14 protein-coding genes are annotated in these 22170 nt (G+C 71.9%); 9 read left to right on the top strand and 5 right to left on the bottom strand.

All coding sequences use genetic code 11. The features are described from left to right. Window positions 1-5 precede the first annotated feature (5 nt). The 4 genes from ACFVXC_RS39865 to ACFVXC_RS39850 all read left to right on the top strand — a co-directional run bounded on the left by ACFVXC_RS39865 (window position 6) and on the right by ACFVXC_RS39850 (window position 4989). Entirely contained in the window at window positions 6-1145 is a 1140-nt protein-coding gene (locus ACFVXC_RS39865; RefSeq protein ID WP_389916335.1) for a M20 family metallopeptidase, read from the top strand. Continuing rightward, window positions 1142-2083 (top strand): GNAT family N-acetyltransferase, encoded by a 942-nt coding sequence (locus ACFVXC_RS39860; RefSeq protein WP_389916269.1) that lies wholly within the window; start codon window positions 1142-1144, stop codon window positions 2081-2083. The genes ACFVXC_RS39865 and ACFVXC_RS39860 overlap by 4 nt, the downstream gene beginning before the upstream one ends. Before the next feature lie 51 nt (window positions 2084-2134). Beyond that, window positions 2135-3241, top strand: coding sequence for an o-succinylbenzoate synthase (menC, locus tag ACFVXC_RS39855; RefSeq protein ID WP_389916267.1), 1107 nt, complete (start codon window positions 2135-2137; stop codon window positions 3239-3241). Window positions 3242-3342: 101 nt separating this feature from the next. Next, on the top strand, window positions 3343-4989 hold the full coding sequence (locus ACFVXC_RS39850; protein ID WP_389916265.1) for a PucR family transcriptional regulator: 1647 nt from the start codon (window positions 3343-3345) through the stop codon (window positions 4987-4989). A 72-nt stretch (window positions 4990-5061) separates the two neighbouring features. Here the strand turns inward: ACFVXC_RS39850 and ACFVXC_RS39845 are convergent, their stop codons facing one another. The 4 genes from ACFVXC_RS39845 to ACFVXC_RS39830 form a co-directional block, all read right to left on the bottom strand. Continuing rightward, on the bottom strand, window positions 5062-6213 hold the full coding sequence (locus ACFVXC_RS39845; RefSeq protein WP_389916263.1) for a serine hydrolase domain-containing protein: 1152 nt from the start codon (window positions 6211-6213) through the stop codon (window positions 5062-5064). Window positions 6214-6344: 131 nt separating this feature from the next. Then, window positions 6345-7124 carry a class I SAM-dependent methyltransferase gene (locus tag ACFVXC_RS39840; protein WP_389916261.1) on the bottom strand — a complete coding sequence of 260 codons (780 nt, stop codon included), beginning with the start codon at window positions 7122-7124 and terminating at the stop codon, window positions 6345-6347. 197 nt (window positions 7125-7321) lie between these two features. Next, window positions 7322-7900, bottom strand: a complete 579-nt coding sequence (locus ACFVXC_RS39835) for a molybdopterin-dependent oxidoreductase (protein WP_389916259.1) — start codon at window positions 7898-7900, stop codon at window positions 7322-7324. A 138-nt stretch (window positions 7901-8038) separates the two neighbouring features. After that, window positions 8039-9016, bottom strand: a complete 978-nt coding sequence (locus tag ACFVXC_RS39830; RefSeq protein ID WP_389916333.1) for a mannose-binding protein — start codon at window positions 9014-9016, stop codon at window positions 8039-8041. A 544-nt stretch (window positions 9017-9560) separates the two neighbouring features. On the opposite strand from ACFVXC_RS39830, the gene ACFVXC_RS39825 reads away from it, so the two are divergent. The 4 genes from ACFVXC_RS39825 to ACFVXC_RS39810 all read left to right on the top strand — a co-directional run bounded on the left by ACFVXC_RS39825 (window position 9561) and on the right by ACFVXC_RS39810 (window position 16263). Continuing rightward, entirely contained in the window at window positions 9561-10310 is a 750-nt protein-coding gene (locus tag ACFVXC_RS39825; RefSeq protein ID WP_389916257.1) for a type VII secretion system-associated protein, read from the top strand. Then, on the top strand, window positions 10307-11554 hold the full coding sequence (locus tag ACFVXC_RS39820) for a ricin-type beta-trefoil lectin domain protein (RefSeq protein WP_389916255.1): 1248 nt from the start codon (window positions 10307-10309) through the stop codon (window positions 11552-11554). Before ACFVXC_RS39825 ends, ACFVXC_RS39820 begins: the two co-directional genes overlap by 4 nt. 147 nt (window positions 11555-11701) lie before the next feature. Next, window positions 11702-15022, top strand: coding sequence for a right-handed parallel beta-helix repeat-containing protein (locus tag ACFVXC_RS39815; RefSeq protein ID WP_389916253.1), 3321 nt, complete (start codon window positions 11702-11704; stop codon window positions 15020-15022). Next, complete coding sequence (locus ACFVXC_RS39810) at window positions 15019-16263, top strand: S8 family serine peptidase (RefSeq protein WP_389916251.1); 1245 nt, start codon at window positions 15019-15021, stop codon at window positions 16261-16263. Before ACFVXC_RS39815 ends, ACFVXC_RS39810 begins: the two co-directional genes overlap by 4 nt. A gap of 67 nt (window positions 16264-16330) precedes the next feature. Here the strand turns inward: ACFVXC_RS39810 and eccCa are convergent, their stop codons facing one another. Next, window positions 16331-20302: a type VII secretion protein EccCa gene (gene eccCa / locus ACFVXC_RS39805; RefSeq protein ID WP_389916249.1), complete on the bottom strand. Its 3972-nt coding sequence runs from the start codon at window positions 20300-20302 to the stop codon at window positions 16331-16333. Window positions 20303-20758: 456 nt separating this feature from the next. On the opposite strand from eccCa, the gene eccD reads away from it, so the two are divergent. Beyond that, window positions 20759-22165 (top strand): type VII secretion integral membrane protein EccD, encoded by a 1407-nt coding sequence (gene eccD / locus ACFVXC_RS39800; RefSeq protein ID WP_389916247.1) that lies wholly within the window; start codon window positions 20759-20761, stop codon window positions 22163-22165. Window positions 22166-22170: the final 5 nt, after the last annotated feature.

Below are 22170 nucleotides of genomic sequence, written 5' to 3'. Positions count from 1 at the left end.
CCGCGATGACCGACGACATCGGGCGCCTGGTACGCACCGAGTCGCCGTCGGCAGACCTCACCGCCGTGGCCCGCAGCGCCGAAGAGGTCGCCAGGCTCGGCGCATCGCGCCTGGGCGCCGAGCCGGACCTGATCACCGTGGACGGCCGCACGCATCTGCGCTGGCGTCTGGGCAGCGGCCCCCGGCGCGTCCTGCTGCTCGGCCACCACGACACGGTGTGGCCGGTCGGCTCCCTGGACACCCACCCGTTCACGGTCCGGGACGGCGTCCTGCGCGGACCCGGCTGCTTCGACATGAAGGCCGGACTCGTCATGGCCTTCCACGCCCTCGCCGCGCTCGGCCCGGACGCCGTCGACGGGGTGACCCTGTTGGTCACCGGCGACGAGGAGCTCGGCTCGCCTTCCTCGCGGGAGCTGATCGAGTCCGAGGCGGCAGGCTGCGCGGCGGCGTTCGTCCTTGAGGCGTCCGCCGACGGCGGCGCGCTGAAGACCGAACGCAAAGGAGTCTCCCTGTACGAGATACGCGTCGCCGGCCGGGCCGCCCACGCGGGCCTGGAACCGCACCGCGGTGTGAACGCGGGTATCGAGACCGCCCACCAGATACTCGCGGTCGCCGCGCTGTCCGACACCGACGCGGGCACCACCGTCACCCCGACCGCGCTGAGCGCCAAAACCACCACCAACACCGTCCCCGCACACGGCCGGTTCGCCGTCGACGTCCGCGTACGCGACGCCGTGGAACAGACCCGCGTGGACACCGCCCTGCACGGGCTGCGCCCCGTACTCGACGGCGCGACGCTGGAGGTGACCGGCGGACCCAACCGCCCGCCCCTGCCGCACGCGGCGTCGGAGGCGCTCTACCGCCGCGCCGGGCAACTGGCCGAAGAGCTCGGCATCGGCCCGCTCACGGCCGCCGCCGTCGGGGGAGCGTCGGACGGCAACTTCACCGCGGGCGCCGGCATCCCGACCCTGGACGGACTCGGTGCCGTGGGCGGCGGAGCACACGCTACCGACGAGCACGTGATCGTCGCGGAACTCCCGCGCCGCACAGCCCTGTTGACGGCACTCGTCGGCGCCGTGCTCGCCGAGCACCCGCGGGCAGCACGCGAGAGTGACACGACAGCGAACGCCAGGAGCCCCCGATGACGGACAGGTCCGCCGCCACCCCCTTCGCGCCCCACACCGGCCACCGGATCGCGGCGGACGCACTGACGGCGGCCGACGCCGCGTCGCACGCGGCCGGTTGCCACGTGCGGCCGATCAGCGCCCTGCCGGACCTGGAGGCGGCCTGCCGGCTCTTCGAAGGCATCTGGAAACCGGGCGGCGAGAACGCCCTCGCGACCACCGAGCTGCTGCGGGCGATGGACAAGGCGGGCAGCTACGTCGCGGCAGCCTTCGACGCAGAGGGAGGCCCCCTCGATGCCGCCCTCGGCGGAGGCGGCGAACTGGTCGGCGCCTGCATCGGCTTCTTCGGCCCGCCGCCCGACGGCGCCCTGCACAGCCACATCGCCGGTGTCTCGGCCCGGATGCGCGGCCGCAGCGTCGGCTTCGCCCTCAAGGCGCACCAGCGCGCCTGGGCGCTGCAGCGGGGCGCGGCCCAGGTGTCCTGGACGTTCGATCCACTGGTGCGGCGCAACGCCTACTTCAACATCGGCAAGCTGGCCGGAAAGGCGGCGCAGTACCTGCCCAACTTCTACGGCCGCATGAACGACGGCATCAACGGCGCGGACGACACCGACCGCCTCCTGGTGGAGTGGCGGCTGGCCGCCCCCGAGGTCGCCGCGGCCTGCGACGGCCACCACCGGGCCACCGACGCGACGGCCGAACTGACCGGCGGTGCCACCGTCGCCCTGGGCGCCACCGCCGACGGCCGGCCGCACGCGTACTCCGTCATCGGGCCCCGGACCCTGGTCGCCGTGCCCGAGGACATCGAGCGACTGCGCCGCACCGACCCGCAGTCCGCGGCGGCCTGGCGCTCCGGCGTGCGCGACGTCCTCGGCGGACTCCTCGCCGACGGATGGCGGGTGACGGGGTTCGACCGCGCCGGCTGGTACCTCCTCGTAGATCCGCGTTCCTCCTCGTAGGCCTCGTACCTGCTCGTAGGCCTCGTACCTGCTCGTAGACAAGGACACACAGTGAAGCTCACCGGAGTCGAACTCCGTCATGTCCGGCTGCCGTTGGTGGCCCCCTTCCGCACCTCGTTCGGCACACAGACGGAACGCACGGCGCTGCTCCTGCGCGCGGTAGGCACCGACGCCGAGGGCTGGGGGGAGTGCGTGGCCATGGTCGATCCGCTGTACTCCTCGGAGTACTCGGCCGCCTGCGCCGACGTGCTGCGCCGATTCCTGGTCCCCGCCCTCGGCCGGTACCCACGCCTCGACGCGGTCGGCGTCGCCCCGGCCCTCGACCCGTTCAGGGGCCACCGGATGGCGAAGGCCGCGCTGGAGATGGCCGTTCTCGACGCCGAACTGCGCACCCGGGGGGTGCCGCTGGCGCGAGAGCTCGGCGCCGTCCACGACCGTGTGCCCTGCGGGGTGTCCGTGGGCATCATGGAGTCGGTGCCACGGCTGCTCGACGCGGTGGGCGCCTACCTCGACGAGGGGTATCGCCGCATCAAGCTCAAGATCGAGCCCGGCTGGGACATCGCGCCGGTACGTGCGGTACGCGAGCGCTTCGGCGACGACCTGCTGCTCCAGGTCGACGCCAACACGGCCTACACCCTCGCCGATGCCCGGCACCTGGCCCGACTCGACCCGTTCGACCTGCTGCTGATCGAGCAGCCGCTGGACGAGGAGGACCTCCTCGGCCATGCGCAGCTCGCCAAGGCCCTCGCCACACCGGTGTGCCTGGACGAGTCGATCACCTCCGCCCGGTCCGCGGCGGCGGCGATCACCCTCGGCGCGTGCAGCATCGTGAACATCAAGCCCGGCCGGGTCGGCGGCTATCTGGAGGCCCGCCGTATCCACGACGTGTGCGCCGCGCACGGCGTGCCCGTGTGGTGCGGCGGCATGCTGGAGACCGGCCTCGGACGTGCCGCGAACGTCGCTCTGGCCGCGCTGCCGGGCTTCACGCTGCCCGGCGACACCTCCGCCTCCGACCGTTTCTACCGCACCGACATCACCGAGCCGTTCGTGCTCGCCGATGGCCATCTCGCGGTCCCCGACGGCCCCGGACTCGGTGTCGCACCGCTCCCGGACGCCCTTGAGGAGGTCACCGTCGACACGGAGTGGATCCCGTTGTGACGGGCCCCTTGTGGCAGCCGACGAGAGCACCGCACAATCCCGTCGACGCCGACGAAGAGCGGCCCCAAGGACTACTGGGGGGACGGGGGGTACGAGGCACGGTGAACACACAGCCGCGGGCCAGCCTCGGGCGCGTCCTGGAAGACCTCGGCACCACCCTGCTCGACCTCGTGTGCGGTGACCCGGACACGGTGGACGGGATCGGCGGTGTGGTCATCCACGACCCGCTGGACGACCCGGTGCTGCCCCGGAAGGCGCTGGTGCTCGGCATCGGCGTCCACGGGGCGGACGAGACCGCCCGGCTGCTCACCGCCCTCGGCGACGAGGGCGCGGCCGCGCTGGTGGTCCGCGCCCCCGCGCAGGCCGACGAGGCGGTCACCACGGCCGCACGGAGATCCGGGGTGGCGCTGCTCGCGCTGACCCGCGGCGCCTCATGGGCCCAGCTCGCCGCACTGCTGCGCTCGCTGCTCGCGGACGGCGATGTCGGCGAGGCGGGTCCCCAGTCCCTTGGCGGCACCCCGTCCGGCGACCTGTTCGCGGTGGCCAACGCGGTGGCCGCACTGCTCGACGCCCCGGTCACCATCGAGGACCGCAGCTCCCGCGTCCTTGCCTTCTCCGGCCGCCAGGACGAGGCCGACCCCTCGCGCGTGGAGACCGTCCTCGGCAGGCAGGTGCCCGAACGCTTCACCCGCCTGCTCGAGGACCGGGGGATCTTCCGGTCCCTGTACCGCAGCGACCAACCGGTCCATGTCGCCCCACCCGGACCTGACGGATTCCACATCCCGCGCGCCGCGATCGCCGTACGCGCCGGTGACGAAGTCCTCGGGTCCATCTGGGCCGTCGTCCACACCCCGCTCACCGCACAGCGCGGCCAGGCGCTGCACGACGCGGCCAAACTGGTGGCCCTGCACATGCTGCGTCTGCGGGCCGGGGCCGACGTCGAGCGCCGCCTCCGTGCCGACCTGGTCTCCACCGCCCTGGAAGGCGGATCAGGCGCCGCCGAGGCCCTCGGCCGACTCGGCCTGACCGACTACGCGGGTGTCGTCCTCGCCCTGGCCGTGCCCGACCCGCCCGAGTCGACCGGCTCGAGCGACCTGCACGCCCAGCACACGGCCGAACGCCAGCGCCTGGCCGACGCCTTCGCCATGCACCTCTCCGCCATCCACGCCCGCGCCGCCACCGCGCTCATCGGCGATGTCGCCTACGGCATCCTCCCCGTGCCGCACGGCCAGGCGGACGGGGAGGAGAGAGCGGCCCGCATCGGCTCCGACTTCCTCACGCGCATCGGCGACCGGCTGACCCCGTTGATCGGCATCGGCCCCACGGCCCGGGACGCCGGCGCGCTGGCCCGCTCCCGCGAAGGAGCCGACCGGGCACTGCGCGTCCTGCGCACCAACGGAGGCCTCCGACAGCTCGCCCGCATCTCGGACATCCACGTCGAGGCGCTCCTGCTCGACCTCGCCGACCTCGCCGCCGAGCGGGGCGATCCGCCGACAGGACCGCTGGCCCGGCTGCTCGCCTACGACAAGCGGCACGACTCCCAACTGGTCGACACACTCAGGGCCTGGCTCAACGCCTTCGGCGACGTCCCGGCCGCCGCCGAAGCGATGTACGTCCACCAGAACACCTTCCGCTACCGCCTGCGCCGCGCCACCGAGGTCGCCGATACCGACCTCACCGACCCCGACGTCCGCTTCGCGCTGATGCTGCAACTGCGCCTGCTGCGCCGCCCGGAGGCGCGGTGGTAGACGGCGGTAGGCGCATGAGCGGGGGCGGGAGCCGTACCGGGCCCGCCCCCGCTCATGCGCAAAGGCCCTTGTTCACTTCGGGCAGTACTCCGCCTCGATGACCGCCTGGCTGTTCCCCGCCCAGTCACCGTTGAAGTTGAAGGCCAGCGAGTGCTTGCCGTCCGCGGTGGTCACGGCCTGGGACGCCGAACCCTGGATGTTGCCTCCGTGCCCCCAGACCGTGACGCCGCAGGACGGCGAGAACTTCATCAGCCCCAAGCCATAGGCCGTGATCAGGCCGGCGCCGCTGACCGGGACGGTGGTCTTCATCTCCTTGAGCTGCTCCGCGGGCAGCAGCTTGCCGCCGAGGAGGGCGGAGTAGAAGCGGTTCAGGTCGCCGGACTCGGAGATCATCGCGCCCGCCGAGCCGGCGGCCGACGGATTGAGTTCGGTGACGTCGTGGACCGCGCCGGTCGGCTGCGGCGTCAGGGAGAGCTTGGAGTACGCACGCGAACTCGGCGCGGGCATCGACGAGGCGGTGCGGGGGACGGAGGTGGCGTACAGGCCGAGCGGCTGGATGATGCGCTGCTTGATCTCGTCCTCGTAGGGGTGGCCCGTGACCTTCGCGACGATCATTCCGGCCAGGGTGTAGTTGGTGTTCGAGTAGCTCCAGCCCGCGCCCGGCTCGAAGAGCGGCTTGTAACGCATGGCGATGCCTACCAACTGCGCAGGCGTGTAGGTGTCGTAGCGGTGCTCCAGGAACTTCTCGGTGAAGCCGTTCTCCAGGAACTCCGGGTCGGCGGTGTAGCTGGGGATCCCGCTGGTGTGGTTGAGCAGTTGCCGCACAGTTGTCCGGCGACCGTCGTTGCCGTTGCCCTGGACCACACCGGGCAGCCACTTGTCGACTTTGTCGTCGAGGTCGAGCTTGCCCTCGCCCTGCAACTGGAGCAGCACGGTGGCGACGAAGGTCTTGGTCATGCTGCCGATGCGGTAGCGGTCGAATGCCGAGCGCGGCGCGCCCGTCTTGAGGTTCCCGACACCCGAAGTGCCCGTCCAGACCGAGTACCCGTCCTTGGCCTGCCCCGCGACTCCGGGCACCCCGTCCTTCACGGCGGTGTCCATGGCGGCCTGTGTCTGAGCATGTCCCACACCGCTGTCGGCCACCGCGGGTGAGGTGAACGAAGCGGCGGTCAAGGCCGCCGCCACCAGACCCACCGCGCCGATCCGTGCTCTGCGCACTGCCATCTGCTGCCCCTCTCGGTTGCTGCTGTTCCTCGAACCGGTGATGTCCGGAAGCTAGGGCAGCGGGCCCGGCCGCCGCTTCGTCGTGGTCGACAACGCGGGGCGGAGCGCTCATCGGGGGCAACGAAGAGGGGTCATGGGGTGGCGCGCAGGAGGACGAGTGATCCGTCGTAGGCGGGTCGGCCGCGCAGGTGGCCGAAGGCTTCGTCCCAGGCGCCGGATCCCAGGGCGTGGCGCAGGGAGATGTCGAAGTCCTGTCGGGCGCGGTCGTCGATGAAGCTCCAGGCGGAGCAGGCTTGGCGGGCCGCGGGGTTGAGGAGGAGTTCGGGCCGGCCGTAGTAGGCCTCGTTGAAGCCGTCGGTGCAGTCCAGCGGGATGGGTACGGGCTGGATGCTGGTGGTGGGTCCGAGCGCGGCGGTGAGCCGGTTGAGGGAGGGGTAGCGGCGGGCTTCGGTCTCCAGGACGTCGGGGGCGTATTCGTAGAGCCAGAAGTCGCGAATGCGCGCGGGGTCGCAGGTCAGTACGGCGACGGGGCCGCGGGTGACGCGGCGCATCTCGCGCAGCCCCGTTTCGGCGTCGGACCACTGGTGGACGCTGAAGAGGGTCATCGACGCGTCGAACTGGCCGTCGTCGAAGGGGAGGTCCTCGGCCACGGCGTCGATCGCGGTGGCGAGTCGCGCCGGGCGCTGGGCGCGCATGGCCAGGGACGGTTCGACCGCGGTGATCGTGTGCGTCGTGGTGGTCTCGTACGATCCGGTGCCCGCGCCGACGTTGAGGACGGTGCGCGCGTCACCGAGGGCTTGGGCGATGACGCGGGCGATGCGCTCGTCGGGGCGGCGATAGGAGGCGTACGTACGACTGATGGCCCCGTGGCCGATGTCGTCGGCGCTGCCGTCGTAGGTGCGCATGACCATGGGGGGACCTCGCCTTTCGGGCCGGGCCGGGGCGGCGGCAAGCGCGTCCCGGACAACGCCATCAATTTTGCATCTGCCGCAGGAAATCTCCTAGTAGCTGGCGAATGCTTGGCTGATCGGCCAAAGAGTGTGGCATGTGCGGCGTCGAATTTGGAGGTTGTGATGCGCCCGGAGTCCGGTGGCGGCGATGGGCCCCGCTACTGGTCGTCGTCCTCTTCCTGGTAGGCGTAGCGCTGGCCGGCCCAGGGGTCGGCCGTGTTGTGGTAGCCGCGCTCTTCCCAGAAGCCGCGCCGGTCCTCGGTCATGTACTCGATGCCGCGCAGCCACTTGGGGCCCTTGTAGCCGAAGAGGTGCGGGACGACCAGACGCAGCGGGAAGCCGTGTTCGGCGGTGAGCGGCTCGCCGTTGTGGTGGGTGGCCAGGACGGTGGACGCGGCGGTGAGGTCCGTCATGCGGAGGTTCGCGCTGTAGCCGTACTCGGCCCAGGCCATGACACGGGAGACCCCTTCGGCGGGCGGGGCGAGATCCAGCAGGGCGGACGCGGGTACGCCGAAGAACTCATGGCCGGTGGTGCTGGTGCCGGAGGCGCAGTGCAGGTCCGCGAGAACGGTGACTCTGGGCAGGGCGGCGAGATCCTCGAAGGTCCAGGAGTGCTTCTCCCCGCCGGCGGTGGCGCCGAAGACCTGGAAGGTCCAGCGCTCCGGGCGGAAGCGCGGAACCGGCCCGTAGTGCGAGACGGGCCAGCCCTTCGCCAGCCGCTGGCCCGGCGGCAGCATGCCTTCCTCCATCACACAGCCCTCTGTCTCGGTATACGCAGATGCAAGGCAAAAGCGTAAGACAGTCCCATAGGAACGAGATGCATGGGCGTGAAGGGCTGGCATGTGGGGCACTGCCGCAGCGGACCCGGCGCGGTGTCAGGTCGACCAGATGACCCGGCCGTCGTGCACGATCACCACTCTGCCGTCGGCCCTGAGTATCAGCTGCGCGCCCTCGTGGCCGTGGCTCTTGGACGCCCAGATGGGACGGTCGTCGCCGTTGTGGATGACGAGATTGCCGTCCTGCTGGAAAATCGCCCGGTGGTTCTCGCCGAAGGTCATGGACGCCCAGATGGGCTTGCCCTTCTCGTTGTAGACGACGAGGTTGCCGTCGGTCTGCATCACCATGCGGATGCGGTTGGTGGTCCAGGCCTGCTTGACCTCCAGGACGCTGGGTGCCGAAACGGTCTCGGTGGTCCAGTTCGGCTTCGGAGCAGTCTTGGGCTTGGGGTCGGGCTTCTTCTCGGGCGGGTTGCTCCTGGTGGGCTCCGGCGGAGGCAGCGCGGTCTTGGGGGCGGTCGTCTTCGGGGCCTCGGACTTCTTGGGCTTCTTCTTGTCCGGGGACGGACTGGGCTTCTTGGCCACGTAGTCCTGGAGCCCCGCCGGGTCGGAGTCGGGGTTCAGGACGGTGTCGGAGCCTCCTGCGTCCTTGACGGTGTCGGAGGGCCCGTCGTCCCTTGCGCTGCCGGTCAGGAGCAGCGGTATCGCGATCAGGGCGGCACCGACGAGCGCGGCGCCCGCAAGGACCGGCTTGCGGGGGCGGCCCTTGTCGACGCCGGTGTTGGTCTTGACGCCGGGCGGCGCCGTGCCGACGGCCGCGGCCACGGCGACGCCCTCGTCCGGAGTCTCGGTGGACTTGGACGGCGCGGCGGCCGGAGCGGCCGAGGTCTCAGCGGCCGGGGAGGTGCCGGACTCCGCATCGGGGCTTGCGACCGGACTGGGCGTCTCCTTGTCCGGTACGCAGGGAGTGGTCTTCTCGCCCGGTGCGCGGGAAGCGGCCGGCGGTCCGGTCTCTCCCGCGGGGGCGGCTGCGGCCGTCTCCGCGTTCGCGCCGGGGGCGGGGGGCTGGGGGGACATGCGGTACTCCTCCTCGGTGGCGGAGCTGTCGATGTGGGCACGGGCCCGCGTGGCGGCCGGGCCGGCGGAGAGCCTGCCGCCGCCACCGGTGTCGGGTGGGGGCGTGTCGAAGTGAGCCGGTTCGGCCCGGTACTTGATGCCGGTCTCCGCGTGGTCGGTCACGGTGGCGGCCGCGGGCCGGTCCGACGCCTCCGGGCCGCGAGGTCTTCCCGTACGGCCCCGGCCCGGACGTCCGGCCGGAGCGCACTGTCCATCGGTGGGGCCGACGGCGTGCACAACTTAGCCCGTCACGGGGCCGGCAGCCGCCCATCGCCCCACAACTGCCCTGGTGCTTTGTCCGTTCACGCCTCACTGCTCCCAAAACGTTCCCCGATCGGGCGTCAAACGGGCACGCGGAGGGCCGAAACGGATCTTCCCCGGCCGCCAACAGCAGGGGCGCGTATGGCATTCTGTTGACTTCCGGCATGATCAGTATGATCAATGTCGGCGCGCGCCTGTTGTGCGGCGCCCAAGGATTCGTACGGACCGAAGAGTTCAGGTGGAGATGCGGCCCGGAGAACGGCAAGAGGGCAGGCATGATGCCCTGTCCGTGGTGTCCGGTGGATCCGGCCCGGCCCCCGCCGCCCCCGCGTCAGCCGTTGACGACGCACCAGAGGCCACCGTCACACCCGAGATACCCGAGGCGGTGCGCGCCGCCGCCCGCCGGGCGCCAGGGCACTGGATCGGCGTGGTCGACCCCGAGTGGACCGAGGGGCGGACACCGCCGGAGTTCGCGGTGCTCGGGGAGTGGCAGTCGGACGAGAGCGGGGGAGTGGGGGAGTACCGAGCCAACCCGGCGTACCGCCCCTCCGCCCGGGTGCTCGGCTGGCCGGAGCCCACCGACCCGGTGGACGCGGCGGCGCAGCGGGCCGCCACCGGATACGGGTCGGTGGACGAAGCCCTCGCGGCGCTCGCGGAGACGGACATCACCGTGGTGCGCGCGCCGGACGGCGGTCCGCTCACGGCGACCGGGCAGGACGGGGAGCCGGTTGTGCTGTTGTTCACCTCACCCGCACACGAGTTCATGTCCCCGGTACTTCGCCATGGCAGGCTTCCGGCGCGGGAGCTGGCCCGTTCACTGAGTGGTTCGGGCACCCTGCTGATGGTCAACGCCGGGGCCGCGGCCCCTCTGCTCGTCCCGGCCGACAGCCTTATCGGTCTCTCCGGCACCGTGGACCGTGCCGACCCGTCGGCCGCGGCCCGGATCGACAGCTCCTCTGAACTCTCGCCCCACATCACAGGGAGTACCTCGTGACGCGTTCGGCCCAGCAGCCCTCCACTTCCCAGGGGGCCGAGACGGCTTCCGACGGTGAGGAGACGACCGCGGCGGCCACCGTCGCCGAGCCCAAATCGAAGACCGAGCCCAAGCCGAAGACCGAGCCCGAGCCGAAGCCCGGGGCCGTGACCGAGCCCGCGGAGGCGAAAGCCGCAGCCGAGCCCGGCACGGAGCCCGCCAAGTCCGAGGCCGAGACCGAAGCCAAGTCCAAGACCGAAGCCAAGTCCGGGACCAAGGCCGAGGCCACCGGCGCCGCGTCCGAGAGCGGGGTGGCCGCATCCGGGAGCGGGGCGGCCGCCTCCGGCACGGGCCCCGACGCCGAGACCGACCCCGGCGCCGCCGCGGCGGCCAAGAGCCGACTGCCCGCGCTAGTTCGGACCGTGTCCGCGACCGCGATCGGCAAGCCGCAGACGCGGACCGGGCCGGTGGGGCGGCCGGGCAGGGCTGTGCTCGCCGGAGCCGCGGTCGCCGGGGCGCTGCTCGTGTCCGTGCCGTTGCTGACGCTCGGCGGGGATGACGACAAGGGCGGCAAGGGACCGGCGGCGGCTGCCGGAACCGTCCTTGGCGGCGATGAGCAGGACGAACCGGGTGAGTTCGCGGAGACCAAGCCCGACGCCGGTGCCAAGGATGACGACAAGGACTCCGATAAGTCCGACAAGTCGGAGAAGTCCGAGAAGTCGGAGAAGGGGAACACCGCGGCCACCTCGGCGAAGGACGACGGCGAGAAGGACAAGCCGAAGGACGAGGGCAAGAAGACCCAGACGGAGAAGCAGCGCAGCGAGAAGAAGTCCGACAGGCAGAAGGACAAGCCCAAGAAGGCCGGTTCCGGCGTGACTCTCGGCGCCCCCGTCTCCTTCCGCAGCCACCTCTCGGGCCGCTGCATCGACGTACCTGGAAGCAACTTCAGCGACGGCAAGCAGCTGCAGATGTGGGACTGCAACAACGCCCCGGCGCAGAAGTTCCAGTTCGCCTCCGACGGGACCGTACGCATTCAGGGCCTGTGCCTGGACGTCGCCAACGCGAACTTCAACGACCGAACGGCCATCCAGATCGCCCGGTGCAACGGCGCCGACGCCCAGAAGTTCGCGCTGAACCCCAGCCACGACCTGGTCAACACCGTGGTCGGCAAGTGCGTCGACATCAACGGCAGCAACCGTGAGAACCACGCCCCTCTCGAACTATGGGGCTGCACGGGCAGGGACAACCAGAAGTGGAGCGTCTGACCGGACGCACCGCAGCGGGAGCACACCACTCCCGATGCCCGCCCGTTCCCGCGGGCGAGGCATGATGGCACCGTCGGCTCGCCGACACACGCGCCCCCGCGAGGGGGCGTCCCGCTGTAGACGCAGCCATGGCAAGGAGGTTGGTGCGTGTCGCGCCAGGTACTGACGGTCGGCCCCGGAGGCCAGGACCGCTACCGGACGATCGGTGAGGCACTCGTGGCCGCCAGGACCGGCGCGCTGATCAGCGTCCGGCCCGGGACGTACGCGGAGAACCTCGTGATCCACACCCGGGTCACCCTCACCGCCGCCGAGGGGCGGGGCACCGTGGAGATCCGGCCGCGCTCGGGCAGTGTGCTCGCCCTGCGCGCCGACGCGGTGATGCTCTCCGAACTGACCCTGCGCGGCGGCGACGCCGAGCAGCCTGCCGTGGACGTACGGCGCGGACAGGCCGCACTGGACGGCTGCGAGGTCATCGGCGCGGCCTGGACCGCGATGCTGGCCGGGGGCACCGGCTCCCTCGCCCTTCGGGACTGCCGGGTGAGCAACCCGCAGGGCGCGGGCATCGTGGTCACGTCGACCACGCCCAGCACCGTGGAGTCCTGCAGCTTCGAGCACCTGGGCACCAGTGGCCTGGTCATCGCGGAGGAGGGCGACGCGCGCGTCCGCGGCTGCACGGTGCGTGGCGCCCGCGGCAACGGCCTGCTCGCCAACGGCGAGGGTCGCGGCACCGTCGAGGACTGCGACTTCTCCTCGACCGACAAGCCCTCCATCGCCCTGGAACAGAACTGCTCCATCACGGTCACCCGCACCGTGGTGCACGACACCAGCACCGGCGTGCACCTGAGCAGCACGGGCCGTACGACGCTGGAGGACGTCCGCGTCACCGGCGCGTCCGGCAACGGGATCGCCCTTGCCGGGGGCACCGACCCGGTGCTGCGCCGCTGCCGGGTCTCGCGCACCCGCGGCCATGGCGTCCTCGTCACCGACCGGGCGCGCGGCACGTTCGAGGACTGCTGGGTGGACAGCGCGCAGGGCGCGGCGCTGCGGGTGGCCGGGGGCGCGTCCCCGGCGCTCACCGGCCTCACCGTCCGCGACTGCGCCGGGACCGGGCTGCTCCTTGAAGAGGACTCGGCGCCCGAGCTCGACCGCCTGGAAGTGATCGGCGGCTCGCCCGCGATCGCGGTACACGGCGGGGCCAACCCCCTGCTGCGCCGGGCCCGTCTGGTGGAGCCCGCCGGTGACGGCATCGCGGCCACCAGGGACGCCCGTGGCCGCGCCGAGGACTGCGAGATCGTACGGCCGACGGGCGCAGGCGTGCGCGTGTCCTCCGGCAGCACCCTCTACCTGGCCGGCGGCGGAGTCTCCGACACGGCCACCAGCGGCCTGGTCGTCGAGGACGGCGGCAACGTCACCGTCCGCGACTTCCGCGTGGAGATATCCGGCGAAGAAGGGGTGATCGTTGCCGCGGGCGGCGAGCTGACCGCCAACCGCACCACGGTCCACGCCCCGAAGAGCCACGGGTTCCTGCTCAGCGAGGGCGCGCTCGCCTCGCTCAGCGGCTGCGAGGTCTCCGGGGGCGAACAGGACGGCTTCCGCGTGGAGTCCACCGCACCGGTCTCCATCGTGAACTGCCTCGCCCGGGAGAACGCGGGCGGCGGTCTCGTACAGACCTCGCCCGGCGACCGGCTCGCCGTGGAGGGCCTGAACAGCGTAGGCAACGGCAAGCGGGACGCCTGGGGCACCGGCAGCGCGGAGAACACCGACCCGGCAGGATCCGGCGCCGGTGACGCGCCCCCGCCGGACCGCGAGGACGGACCGCTCGGCGCCCTCAACGCGCTGATCGGCCTGGAGAACGTCAAGCAGCAGGTGGGCACCCTGGTCAACCTGACCCAGCTCGCCCAGCGCCGCGAACAACTCGGCATGTCCGCCCCGCCGATGAGCCGGCACCTGATCTTCGCCGGGCCCCCCGGCACCGGCAAGACCACCGTCGCCCGCCTCTACGGCTCGATCCTGGCCGAACTGGGCTCGCTGCGCAGCGGGCACCTGGTGGAGGTCTCCCGCGCCGACCTGGTCGCCCAGGTCGTCGGAGGTACCGCGATCAAGACGACCGAGACGTTCCAGCGTGCCCTTGGCGGCGTGCTGTTCGTCGACGAGGCGTACACGCTCACCGCGGACAGCGGCAACGGCGGAGCCGACTTCGGTCGTGAGGCGGTGGATACGCTCCTTAAGCTGATGGAGGACCACCGCGACGACGTGGTGGTGGTCGCGGCCGGATACTCCCGCGAGATGGACTCCTTCCTCGGCTCCAACCCGGGCCTCGCATCACGCTTCTCGCGGACCGTCGAGTTCGAGAACTACTCGGTGCCCGAACTGGTCGCGATCATGGAGAACATGTGCGGCCAGCACCAGTACGAACTGGGCGAGGGCACCGCCGACGCGCTGGCCGCGCACTTCGAGGCGATGCCGCGAGACGCGGGCTTCGGCAACGGCCGTGCCGCGCGCGGGGTGTTCGAGGAGATGGTGGACAGACAGGCGGTCCGGCTCGCCACCCTGCCGCAGGTCAGTGAGAGGGACCTGCGGCTGCTGCTGCCCGAGGACGTTTCCATCACCGCCGCCGCGAAGGACGCCGGGACCGCCGTGGCCCCGGCCGACGACCCGCTCACCCGGCTCGGCGACATGGTCGGCCTTGCCGAGGTGAAGCGCGACGTCGCGGACCTGGTCAACCTCATCACCACCGCCCGCCACCGCGCGGCCGCTGGACTTCCGGTGCCCTCGCTCAGCAACCACCTGGTCTTCACCGGGCCGCCCGGCACCGGCAAGACCACCGTCGCCCGCCTCTACGGGGAGATCCTGACCCAGCTCGGCATCCTCGACCGGGGCCAGCTGATCGAGGCGGCCCGCGCCGACCTGGTCGGCCGCTACATCGGCCACACCGCCCAGCTCACCCGCGAGGTCTTCGAACGGGCCCGCGGCGGCGTGCTGTTCATCGACGAGGCATACACCCTCACCCCGGCGGGCGGCGGCGCGGACTTCGGCCAGGAGGCGGTGGACACCCTCCTGAAGCTGATGGAGGACCACCGTGACGAGGTGGTCGTCATCGTCGCCGGCTACACCGACGAGATGGAACGCTTCCTCGCCTCCAACCCGGGCCTCTCCTCCCGCTTTCCGCGCCGGATCGGCTTCGCCGACTACTCCTCCGAGGAACTGGTCACCATCGTGCGCTCCCAGTCCGCGAACATGGGCTACGAGTGCGGCCCCGGCACAGGACCGCTGCTGCGGGAGTACTTCGACTCGCTGCCCCGGGACCGCACCTTCGGCAACGCCCGCCTGGCCCGCCAAGTGGTCGAGACGATGGTCACCCGCCAGGCCAGACGCCTCAGTTCACTGGCCACGCCCACACTCGACGACCTGCGCATCCTCGTCCCCGACGACGTCGTGGCCGCGGCACCGAAGGCGGCACCCCGATGAGGCCGCCCGCGGGCGGCGCCGCCCGCCTCCTTTCAGGCACCGGCCTCGCCGCCGCCCTGCTGCTGCCCATGGCCGTCCCAGCCCAGGCGGCACCCTTCTCGCGCCCGCCGACGGCCGACGGGAAGAAGGGCCAGGAACTGCCCGGCATGCCCTCCGCGCTCGACCCGGATGCCGCGAACGCGCCCTGCACCCCCGCCTCCCGTGAGAAGGCGAAGAAGCAGGACTGGTCGCGCCAGCGCCTCGATCTGGACCGGCTGCACCGCGACAACACCGGTGCGGGCGTGACCGTGGCCCTGATCGGCACAGGTGTCGCCGCCGACGCCGCCGGGCTCAAGGGCAGGGTCACCGCCGTAGGAGCGGCCGGTGAGGACTGCGTGGGCCACGGCACCTTCCTGGCCGGGCTCATCGCCGGGAACGGCGGGGCAAGCCCGCGTCTGGCCGGGGTCGCTCCGGGTGCGAAGATCCTGGCCCTGCGCGGTACAGGACCGCGCGGTCAGGCCAACCCCGATCTGGTCGTACAGGCGGTGCGCGCGGCGACCGAGGCCCGGGCCAAGGTCATCGCGGTCGCGGTGGCCCTGCCCCGCAGGGACAAGGCCTTGACCCAAGCGGTCGCCGACGCCCGCCGTGCGGGCGCCGTCGTGATCGCCGCCGCCACCCCGGACCCGCCCGCGCGCGGTACCGAGGAGGTGCCGTCCCGCGTCTACTGGCCGGCCGGTGAACCCGGTGTCGTCTCGGTCGCCGACATGCTTCCCGGCGGCGCCCGCCCTGACGGATCCCTGCCCACCAGCGGCATCGACCTGGCGGCCCCCGGCGCCGGAGTGGTCTCCGGCGGCCCGCGCGGCGACGGACACTATCTCGGCGCCGGTGCTTCGGTGGCCGCCGCCCAGGCCGCCGGGGCCGCGGCAGTGGTCCGCGCCGCCCACCCCGACGAATCACCCAAGGTCGTCGAGCGCCGCCTGACCGCCACGGCCTACCCCGCTGACATCCCCCAGCTGGATGCCTACGCCGCCGTCACCACGGTCCTCGGCGACTCCGGCGCCCCCACCGGCGCCAGGCACGCCGCGGAACCCGTGGCCGTGCGCGACACATCCGCCGCCGACCGCGCGACCGGCCGCGCCACCCTCTTCGTGCTGCTCGGCTCCGCAGCCGTCCTGGCGATCCTCTGGGGAGCTCTCGTGCTTCCCAGGGCCCGCAGAAGGGGATGGCGTCCGGCGGGCGCCGGAGGACCGGCGCAGGACTGAGTACTACGAACGGAAAGTGGGGGCCACCAAGGGTGGCCCCCACTTTCCGTTCGTACCCGGCGTTTCCTCAGTCGCTCTGCCCCGGGTTCTCCTCCACCAGCGCCGTCTGCATCAGGCGCTCCTTGCGGCGTGCGATGTGCAGAGCACGGCCCGGGGGAAGGTTGCGAGGCTTGGCGTTGCCGAAGAGGCGGCCTTCGGTGGGCGGGCAGGACAGCAGGACGGCCGGGTTGTTGGACTCGTCGAGGCGGCGCAGGAGACCGTCGCTGAGACCGCGTCCCGCGCCCATGGCGCTGCGGGCGACGACGATGTGGAGGCCCGTCTCGAAGCCCAGGGTCAGATGCTCGAAAAGGGGCTCGAAGGGACTCTGGAAGGAACTTCCGGAGACCATGTCGTAGTCGTCGACCAGGACGAAGAGACGAGGCCCTGTCCACCAGTCGCACTGGCGCATCCGGCCAGGAGCGATGTCGGCGCCGGGTACGCGGGTCTTCATCGCGCGGGCCGCGCCCTCGACGGTCTCCTTGAGGTTGTCCAGGGAGATCACATGCCCGATGCGGTACTCCTCGGGGATGGTGTCCACCAGGGTACGTCGGTAGTCCACCGCGATGATCTTCGCCTCGTCGGGCGTGTAGCGGGAGGTGATGCCCTGGGTGATGCGGCGCAGCATGTTGGTCTTGCCGCTCTCGGTGTCGCCGACCACGATCAGGTGCGGGGTGCGGCTGAAGTCGTGCCAGACCGGTTCGAGCGCGTCCTGGTCGATGCCGAGCGGGAGGCGCATTCCGCCGCCCTCGGTGGCCTCGGGCGCGGGGAGTTCGGCGAGCGGGAGCCGGTGCGGCAGCATCCGTACCTGCGGGGCCGGCGCGCCCGTCCAGTGCCGGGACACCTCGGCGACGAGGTGGGCGACACCGTCGCCGAGATCCTCCAGGGAGCCGCTCCCGTCGATGCGGGGCAGACCCGCCAGGAAGTGCATCTTGCTGTCGGCGGTGATGCCGCGGCCACCGCTGCGCGGCACCGAGCGGGCCTTGCGGGTGTCGATCTCGGAGTCCATCGCATCACCCATCCGCAGTTCGAGGCGGGTGGCTGCCTGGTCACGGACCTGGGCCGAAAGCTCCACCCAGCGGGTGGTGGTGATGAGCAGGTGAATGCCGTAGTTGAGGCCACGGGCAGCCAGCTCGTTGAACTTCGGGATCAGGTTGTCGTAGTCCTGACGGACCGTGGACCAGCCGTCGATCACCATGAACACGTCGCCGAAGGGCTCGTCGGGGAACTCCCCGGCGGCCCGGCGCCGACGGTATGACTGCATGGAGTCGAGGGTGTGGTCGACGAAGAACTGCTCACGGCGTGCGAGCAGCGTCATCACCTCGGCGACGGTCCGGTACACCCGCTCCGGGTTGAGCCGTGCCGCGACACCGCCGACATGCGGGAGCCCGGCGAACTGCGAGAGCCCGCCGCCGCCGAAGTCGAGGCAGTAGAACTGGACCTCGGCGGGCGTATGGGTGAGGGCGAGAGCGCCGATCAGAGTGCGGGCGAGGGTGGACTTGCCGCTCTGCGAACCACCCGCGATGGCGACATGGCCGCCTGCCCCGGAGAGGTCCACGACCAGCGGGTCGCGGCGCTGCTCGAAGGGCTTGTCCACCAGGCCGACCGGGACGCGGAGCTTGCCGGTGCCGGACCAGCCGTCGGCGGTGAGTCCGCGCCCGGGGACGGGGACGACGCCGGGCAGCAGGGCGTCAAGCGGCGAGGGCTCCTTCAGCGGCGGCAGCCACACCTGATGGGCGGCCGGGCCCGCGTCGCGCAGCCTGTCGAGGGCCACGTCGAGCAGGGTCTCCTCGGGGCCGTTCTCCTCGATCTCCGGCTCCGGCTCGGGCGCGGCCTCCAGAGTGCGCGGCACCACCCAGCCACTGGTCCACGGTACGACCTGGCTGGCGACCCGGGCCTGGACCACCGCGCCGGTGCGGCGCGCGTAGGTGCCGGAGGAGTAGGCGGCGCGGAACCGGGTCAGGGACTCCACACCGGACTTCAGGAAGCCGCTGCCGGGCTGAGCCGGCAGTTGGTAGGCGTCCGGCACGCCAAGGACGCCCCGGCTCTCCATCGCGGAGAAGGTGCGCAGACCGACGCGGTAGGAGAGGTGGCTCTCCAACTGGTGCATGCGGCCCTCGTCCAGGCGCTGCGACGCGAGCAGCAGGTGTACGCCGAGGGAACGGCCGAGGCGGCCGATCATCACGAACAGGTCCATGAACTCCCGGTGCGCGGAGAGCAGCTCACTGAACTCGTCGACCACCACGAACAGGCTGGGCAGCGGGGCGAGATCGGCCCCGGCCGCGCGGGCCCGCTCGTACTCAAGGGCGGAGGTGTAGTTGCCCGCGGAGCGCAGCAGCTCCTGACGGCGCATGAGCTCGCCGTGCAGGGCGTCCTGCATACGTTCCACCAGGGCGACCTCGTCGGCGAGGTTGGTGATGACGGCGGAGGTGTGGGGGAGTTCCTCGAGGCCGAGGAAGGTGGCGCCGCCCTTGAAGTCGACCAGGATGAAGTTGAGCGTCTCGGAGGAGTTGGTCAGGGCGAGGCCAAGGACGAGCGTCCGCAGCAGTTCACTCTTGCCGGAGCCGGTGGCGCCGATGAGCATGCCGTGCGGGCCCATGCCTCCCTGCGCGGACTCCTTGATGTCGAGCTCCACCGGGCGGCCGTCCACGCCGACCGCGATCGGCACCCGCAGCCGGGCGGAGCCGGTGTTGCGGTCGAAGAGGGCCTGCGGGTCGTGCCGGTGCAGGTCGGGGATGCCGAGCAGGGTCGTCAGCTCGACGTCGCTGTCGAGCGGCTGCGCGATGTCGCTGCCCAGGCTGATCCGGCGGCTGGTGAGCAGCCGGGCCAGCGACTCGGCGCCGTGCCGGCCGAGCCGGTCGGGCTTGCCGAGCGGCACGGAGCGCTCCTTGCGGCTGCGGTCGGTGCGCACCAGGCTGACCTGGTCGGGCCCCGCGGTCAGCCGCAGCGTGTTGCGGCCGGGACGCCAGCGCAGCGCCCCGGAGACGTCGAGGACCAGGGCGTTGCGGTAGCCGTGCCCCTCCCAGCGGTGGCCCTCGGGAACGGTGACGCCGTCCAGGACGATGACCGTGTAGGGCTCGTCACGGCCGGGACGGGCCTCCGGGTCGAAGCCGGGGCGCTCGGCGAACTCGGCGCCGAGCAGATCGTCGAGCTCGGTGAGGTCGGCGGTGATCCGGCGGACCTGGCCCGCGCCGTCCTCCTCGTACGGGTGCAGGGCGTGCGGCAGCCACTTGGCCCACTCCCAGTCGGGCCGCCGCTCGTCGCTGACGCAGAAGGCGATCCACAGTTCCTCGGGCGCGTGGAACACCGCGAGCTGGCCGAGCATGGCCCGGACCAGGGCGCGTACCGCTTCGGTGTCGGCTTCGGAGGTTTCGGTGCCAGGCGTTTCGTCGGCGCGGAGCAGGACCCTGGCCGAGGAGCGCAGGTAGAGGCCGAGGGGCTGTTCGGGGATCGTGGAGTAGGCGCGGATGAAGCGGCGCAGGGCGTGCGCGCAGAGGGGTTCGAGGTCCTCCACCGGGCGGGTGGAGACGGGGTTCAGGGCGAGCGCCAGCTGCTGTTCACCGACCGCCAGACGGATCTCGCCGAAGTCCTCGTCGGCAGGGCGGCGTTCCCACAGCCGGGAGGTGCGGGCCAGCGAGCGCAGCGATGCGGGCTCCGGGTGGCGCCAGGCGAGCGCCCGCTGCTGTTCCGTGATGGTGACCCGGACCCGCTTGCGGGTCTGCGCCAAGTAACGGAGGTAGTCGCGGCGTTCGCCCTTCAGGCGCTGCTTGCGCTCGCTGGACTTGCGCATGATCTGGCCAAGGAGCATGGCACCGGCGGAGAGCGCCATGACGCCCATCGCCAGATACATGAAGACGCCGTTCCCACCGCCGGGGCGCAGGAACATGAGCATCATCGAGACCGACATGAGCGCCATCGGCAAATAGGTCCATATAGCCGAGGTGTCCGGAACCGTCTCGGCAAGGACCGGCGGTTCCTGGAGGGTCAATTGCCCTTCGGGCATCTCCGGTCCGCGTCTGCGGGCCGGCCGGCGAAACAGCACCACGCTCAAGGAACAGAACCTCCGGTTTCACTGGCTTTTAGGCCCGCAGCGAATACCGGGGCTCTCGGCAGCGGGAAAAGACCCGCACCGCGCTGATTGTCCCGGTCCCGCGTGACGCGGTGAACGCCGGGTGAAAGATTCGGGTGGATAGCGGGGGAAGGGGCAACTCCCCTGATGGACAACTCTCTGCCGGACAATGGAACCGGTCCGTAGTACGACCCGGTGGGCGTAGGCAGTAGTCTGCATTCACGGAACGCGACCTGTCCACGCGGGGCGGTCTTCACGGTCGGCGCGGACACAATTCCCCGGCCCGGCACCCCCGTTCCTGGCCGCGTGCGTCTTCCGTACTATTCGCACGTCCCCACTCCCGGGGAAGTCCTCCAGACAAAGCCTTCACGGAAGACGAGAGTTCAGCTGATGACCGACAGTGCGGTGGCCGAACTGTGCCGCCTGACCGTACGTGCGCCGAGCGTGTCCGTCGATCTGGCCGTGCCCGCCGATGTGCCGGTCGCCGATCTCCTGCCCACATTGCTGCGTTATGTCGGCGAGGAGGTCGAGGAGACGGGTCTCGACCACGCCGGCTGGGTGCTCCAGCAGCTGGGTGACGCCCCGCTCGACGAAGAGACCACCCTGGCCCGCGCCGGGCTCGCCGACGGCGCCGTGCTCTACCTGCGCCCGCACACCGAGGCGCTGCCCGAGGCGCGGCTCGACGACCTGGTGGACGGGATAGCCGACACCGCGGGCCGACGGCTGCACACCTGGCACCCCGGAGCGGCCCGCGGACTCCTGGTGGGCACCGCGGTGGCGACCGTGGTGGTCGCCCTCATGCTGGTGCTCTGGCCCGGGGTGACCGACTCCGGCTCCCTCAGGGCTGTCTGCGCGGCCCTGGCCGGGCTGCTGATGCTCGCGGGTGCGGGCTCCGCCAGCCGCGCGGTCGGCGACCGGCTCTCCGCGAACGCGCTCGGCCTCCTTGTCGCGCCCTGCCTGGCCCTGGCCGGCTGGCTGCTGCCCGGCGGCGAGTTGAGCGGCCCCGACGCGGCCCGGGTCGCGGGAGCGCGGCTGCTCGCCGCTGGCGCGGCAGGCGCGGGCGGCGCGGTCCTCGCGCTCGCCGCCACCGCGGTCGGCGCCCCGGCCCTCCTTGCCACCGCGCTCGTCTCGGTGGCGACCGCGATCGCCGGGGCCCTGATGGGGTACACCGGCCTCGGCGCCTCGGCCGCGGTGGCCCTGGTGGCGGGGGTGGTCACGCTCGCCGCCGGAGCGGTTGCGCCCTTCGCCTTCAAACTGGCAGGCCTGCGACTGCCGGCGCTGCCGTCCACCGCCGCCCAGCTCCAGGAGGGCATCGAGCCCTACGCGGGCGACGAGGTCGCCGAGCGCACCGAGCTGGCAGGGCGCTGGGTCACCGCGCTCTTCGCCGCTACCGGCACCATCGCGGCGGCGGCCCTGGCCGTCCTCACCCAGAGCCCGAGCCTGCCCGAGGTGCTCGCCTCCCTCGTGCTGAGCCTGCTCCTCCTCCTGCACTGCCGCGGCCTTGTCCACATCGGGCAGCGGCTGACCCTGACCGTTCCCGGCGTCTGGGGGCTGCTGCTCCTCGCCCGCGCCTGGGCGGTGGACAGCGACGGCACCGGCCGGCTGGTGGTCTTCGCGGTGCTGTTCGCCGCTGCTGCCGGACTCGTCGTCGCCGCCTGGATCATCCCCGGCCGCCGGGTGCTGCCGTACTGGGGCCGTGCGGGGGAGCTCGCGCACACCCTCTTCGCCGTGGCGCTGCTGCCGCTCAGTCTCTGGGTCGCGGGGCTCTTCGGCTGGCTGCGCGGCCTGTTCGGCTGAGCGCA

Origin of the sequence: Streptomyces sp. NPDC058257, assembly GCF_042881845.1 — a bacterium.
Taxonomy (GTDB): Bacteria; Actinomycetota; Actinomycetes; order Streptomycetales; family Streptomycetaceae; genus Streptomyces.
This window is presented reverse-complemented; position numbering and strand designations above follow the sequence as displayed.

Excerpts from the sequence above, each read along its gene's own strand:
- ACFVXC_RS39840 (WP_389916261.1), bottom strand. The coding sequence starts at position 7,124 with ATGGTCATGCGCACCTACGACGGCAGCGCCGACGACATCGGCCACGGG.
- eccD (WP_389916247.1), top strand. The coding sequence starts at position 20,759 with ATGACCGACAGTGCGGTGGCCGAACTGTGCCGCCTGACCGTACGTGCG.
- ACFVXC_RS39835 (WP_389916259.1), bottom strand. The coding sequence starts at position 7,900 with ATGCTGCCGCCGGGCCAGCGGCTGGCGAAGGGCTGGCCCGTCTCGCAC.
- ACFVXC_RS39830 (WP_389916333.1), bottom strand. The coding sequence starts at position 9,016 with ATGTCCCCCCAGCCCCCCGCCCCCGGCGCGAACGCGGAGACGGCCGCA.
- ACFVXC_RS39810 (WP_389916251.1), top strand. The coding sequence starts at position 15,019 with ATGAGGCCGCCCGCGGGCGGCGCCGCCCGCCTCCTTTCAGGCACCGGC.
- ACFVXC_RS39860 (WP_389916269.1), top strand. The coding sequence starts at position 1,142 with ATGACGGACAGGTCCGCCGCCACCCCCTTCGCGCCCCACACCGGCCAC.
- ACFVXC_RS39825 (WP_389916257.1), top strand. The coding sequence starts at position 9,561 with ATGCGGCCCGGAGAACGGCAAGAGGGCAGGCATGATGCCCTGTCCGTG.
- ACFVXC_RS39865 (WP_389916335.1), top strand. The coding sequence starts at position 6 with ATGACCGACGACATCGGGCGCCTGGTACGCACCGAGTCGCCGTCGGCA.
- ACFVXC_RS39845 (WP_389916263.1), bottom strand. The coding sequence starts at position 6,213 with ATGGCAGTGCGCAGAGCACGGATCGGCGCGGTGGGTCTGGTGGCGGCG.
- eccCa (WP_389916249.1), bottom strand. The coding sequence starts at position 20,302 with ATGCCCGAAGGGCAATTGACCCTCCAGGAACCGCCGGTCCTTGCCGAG.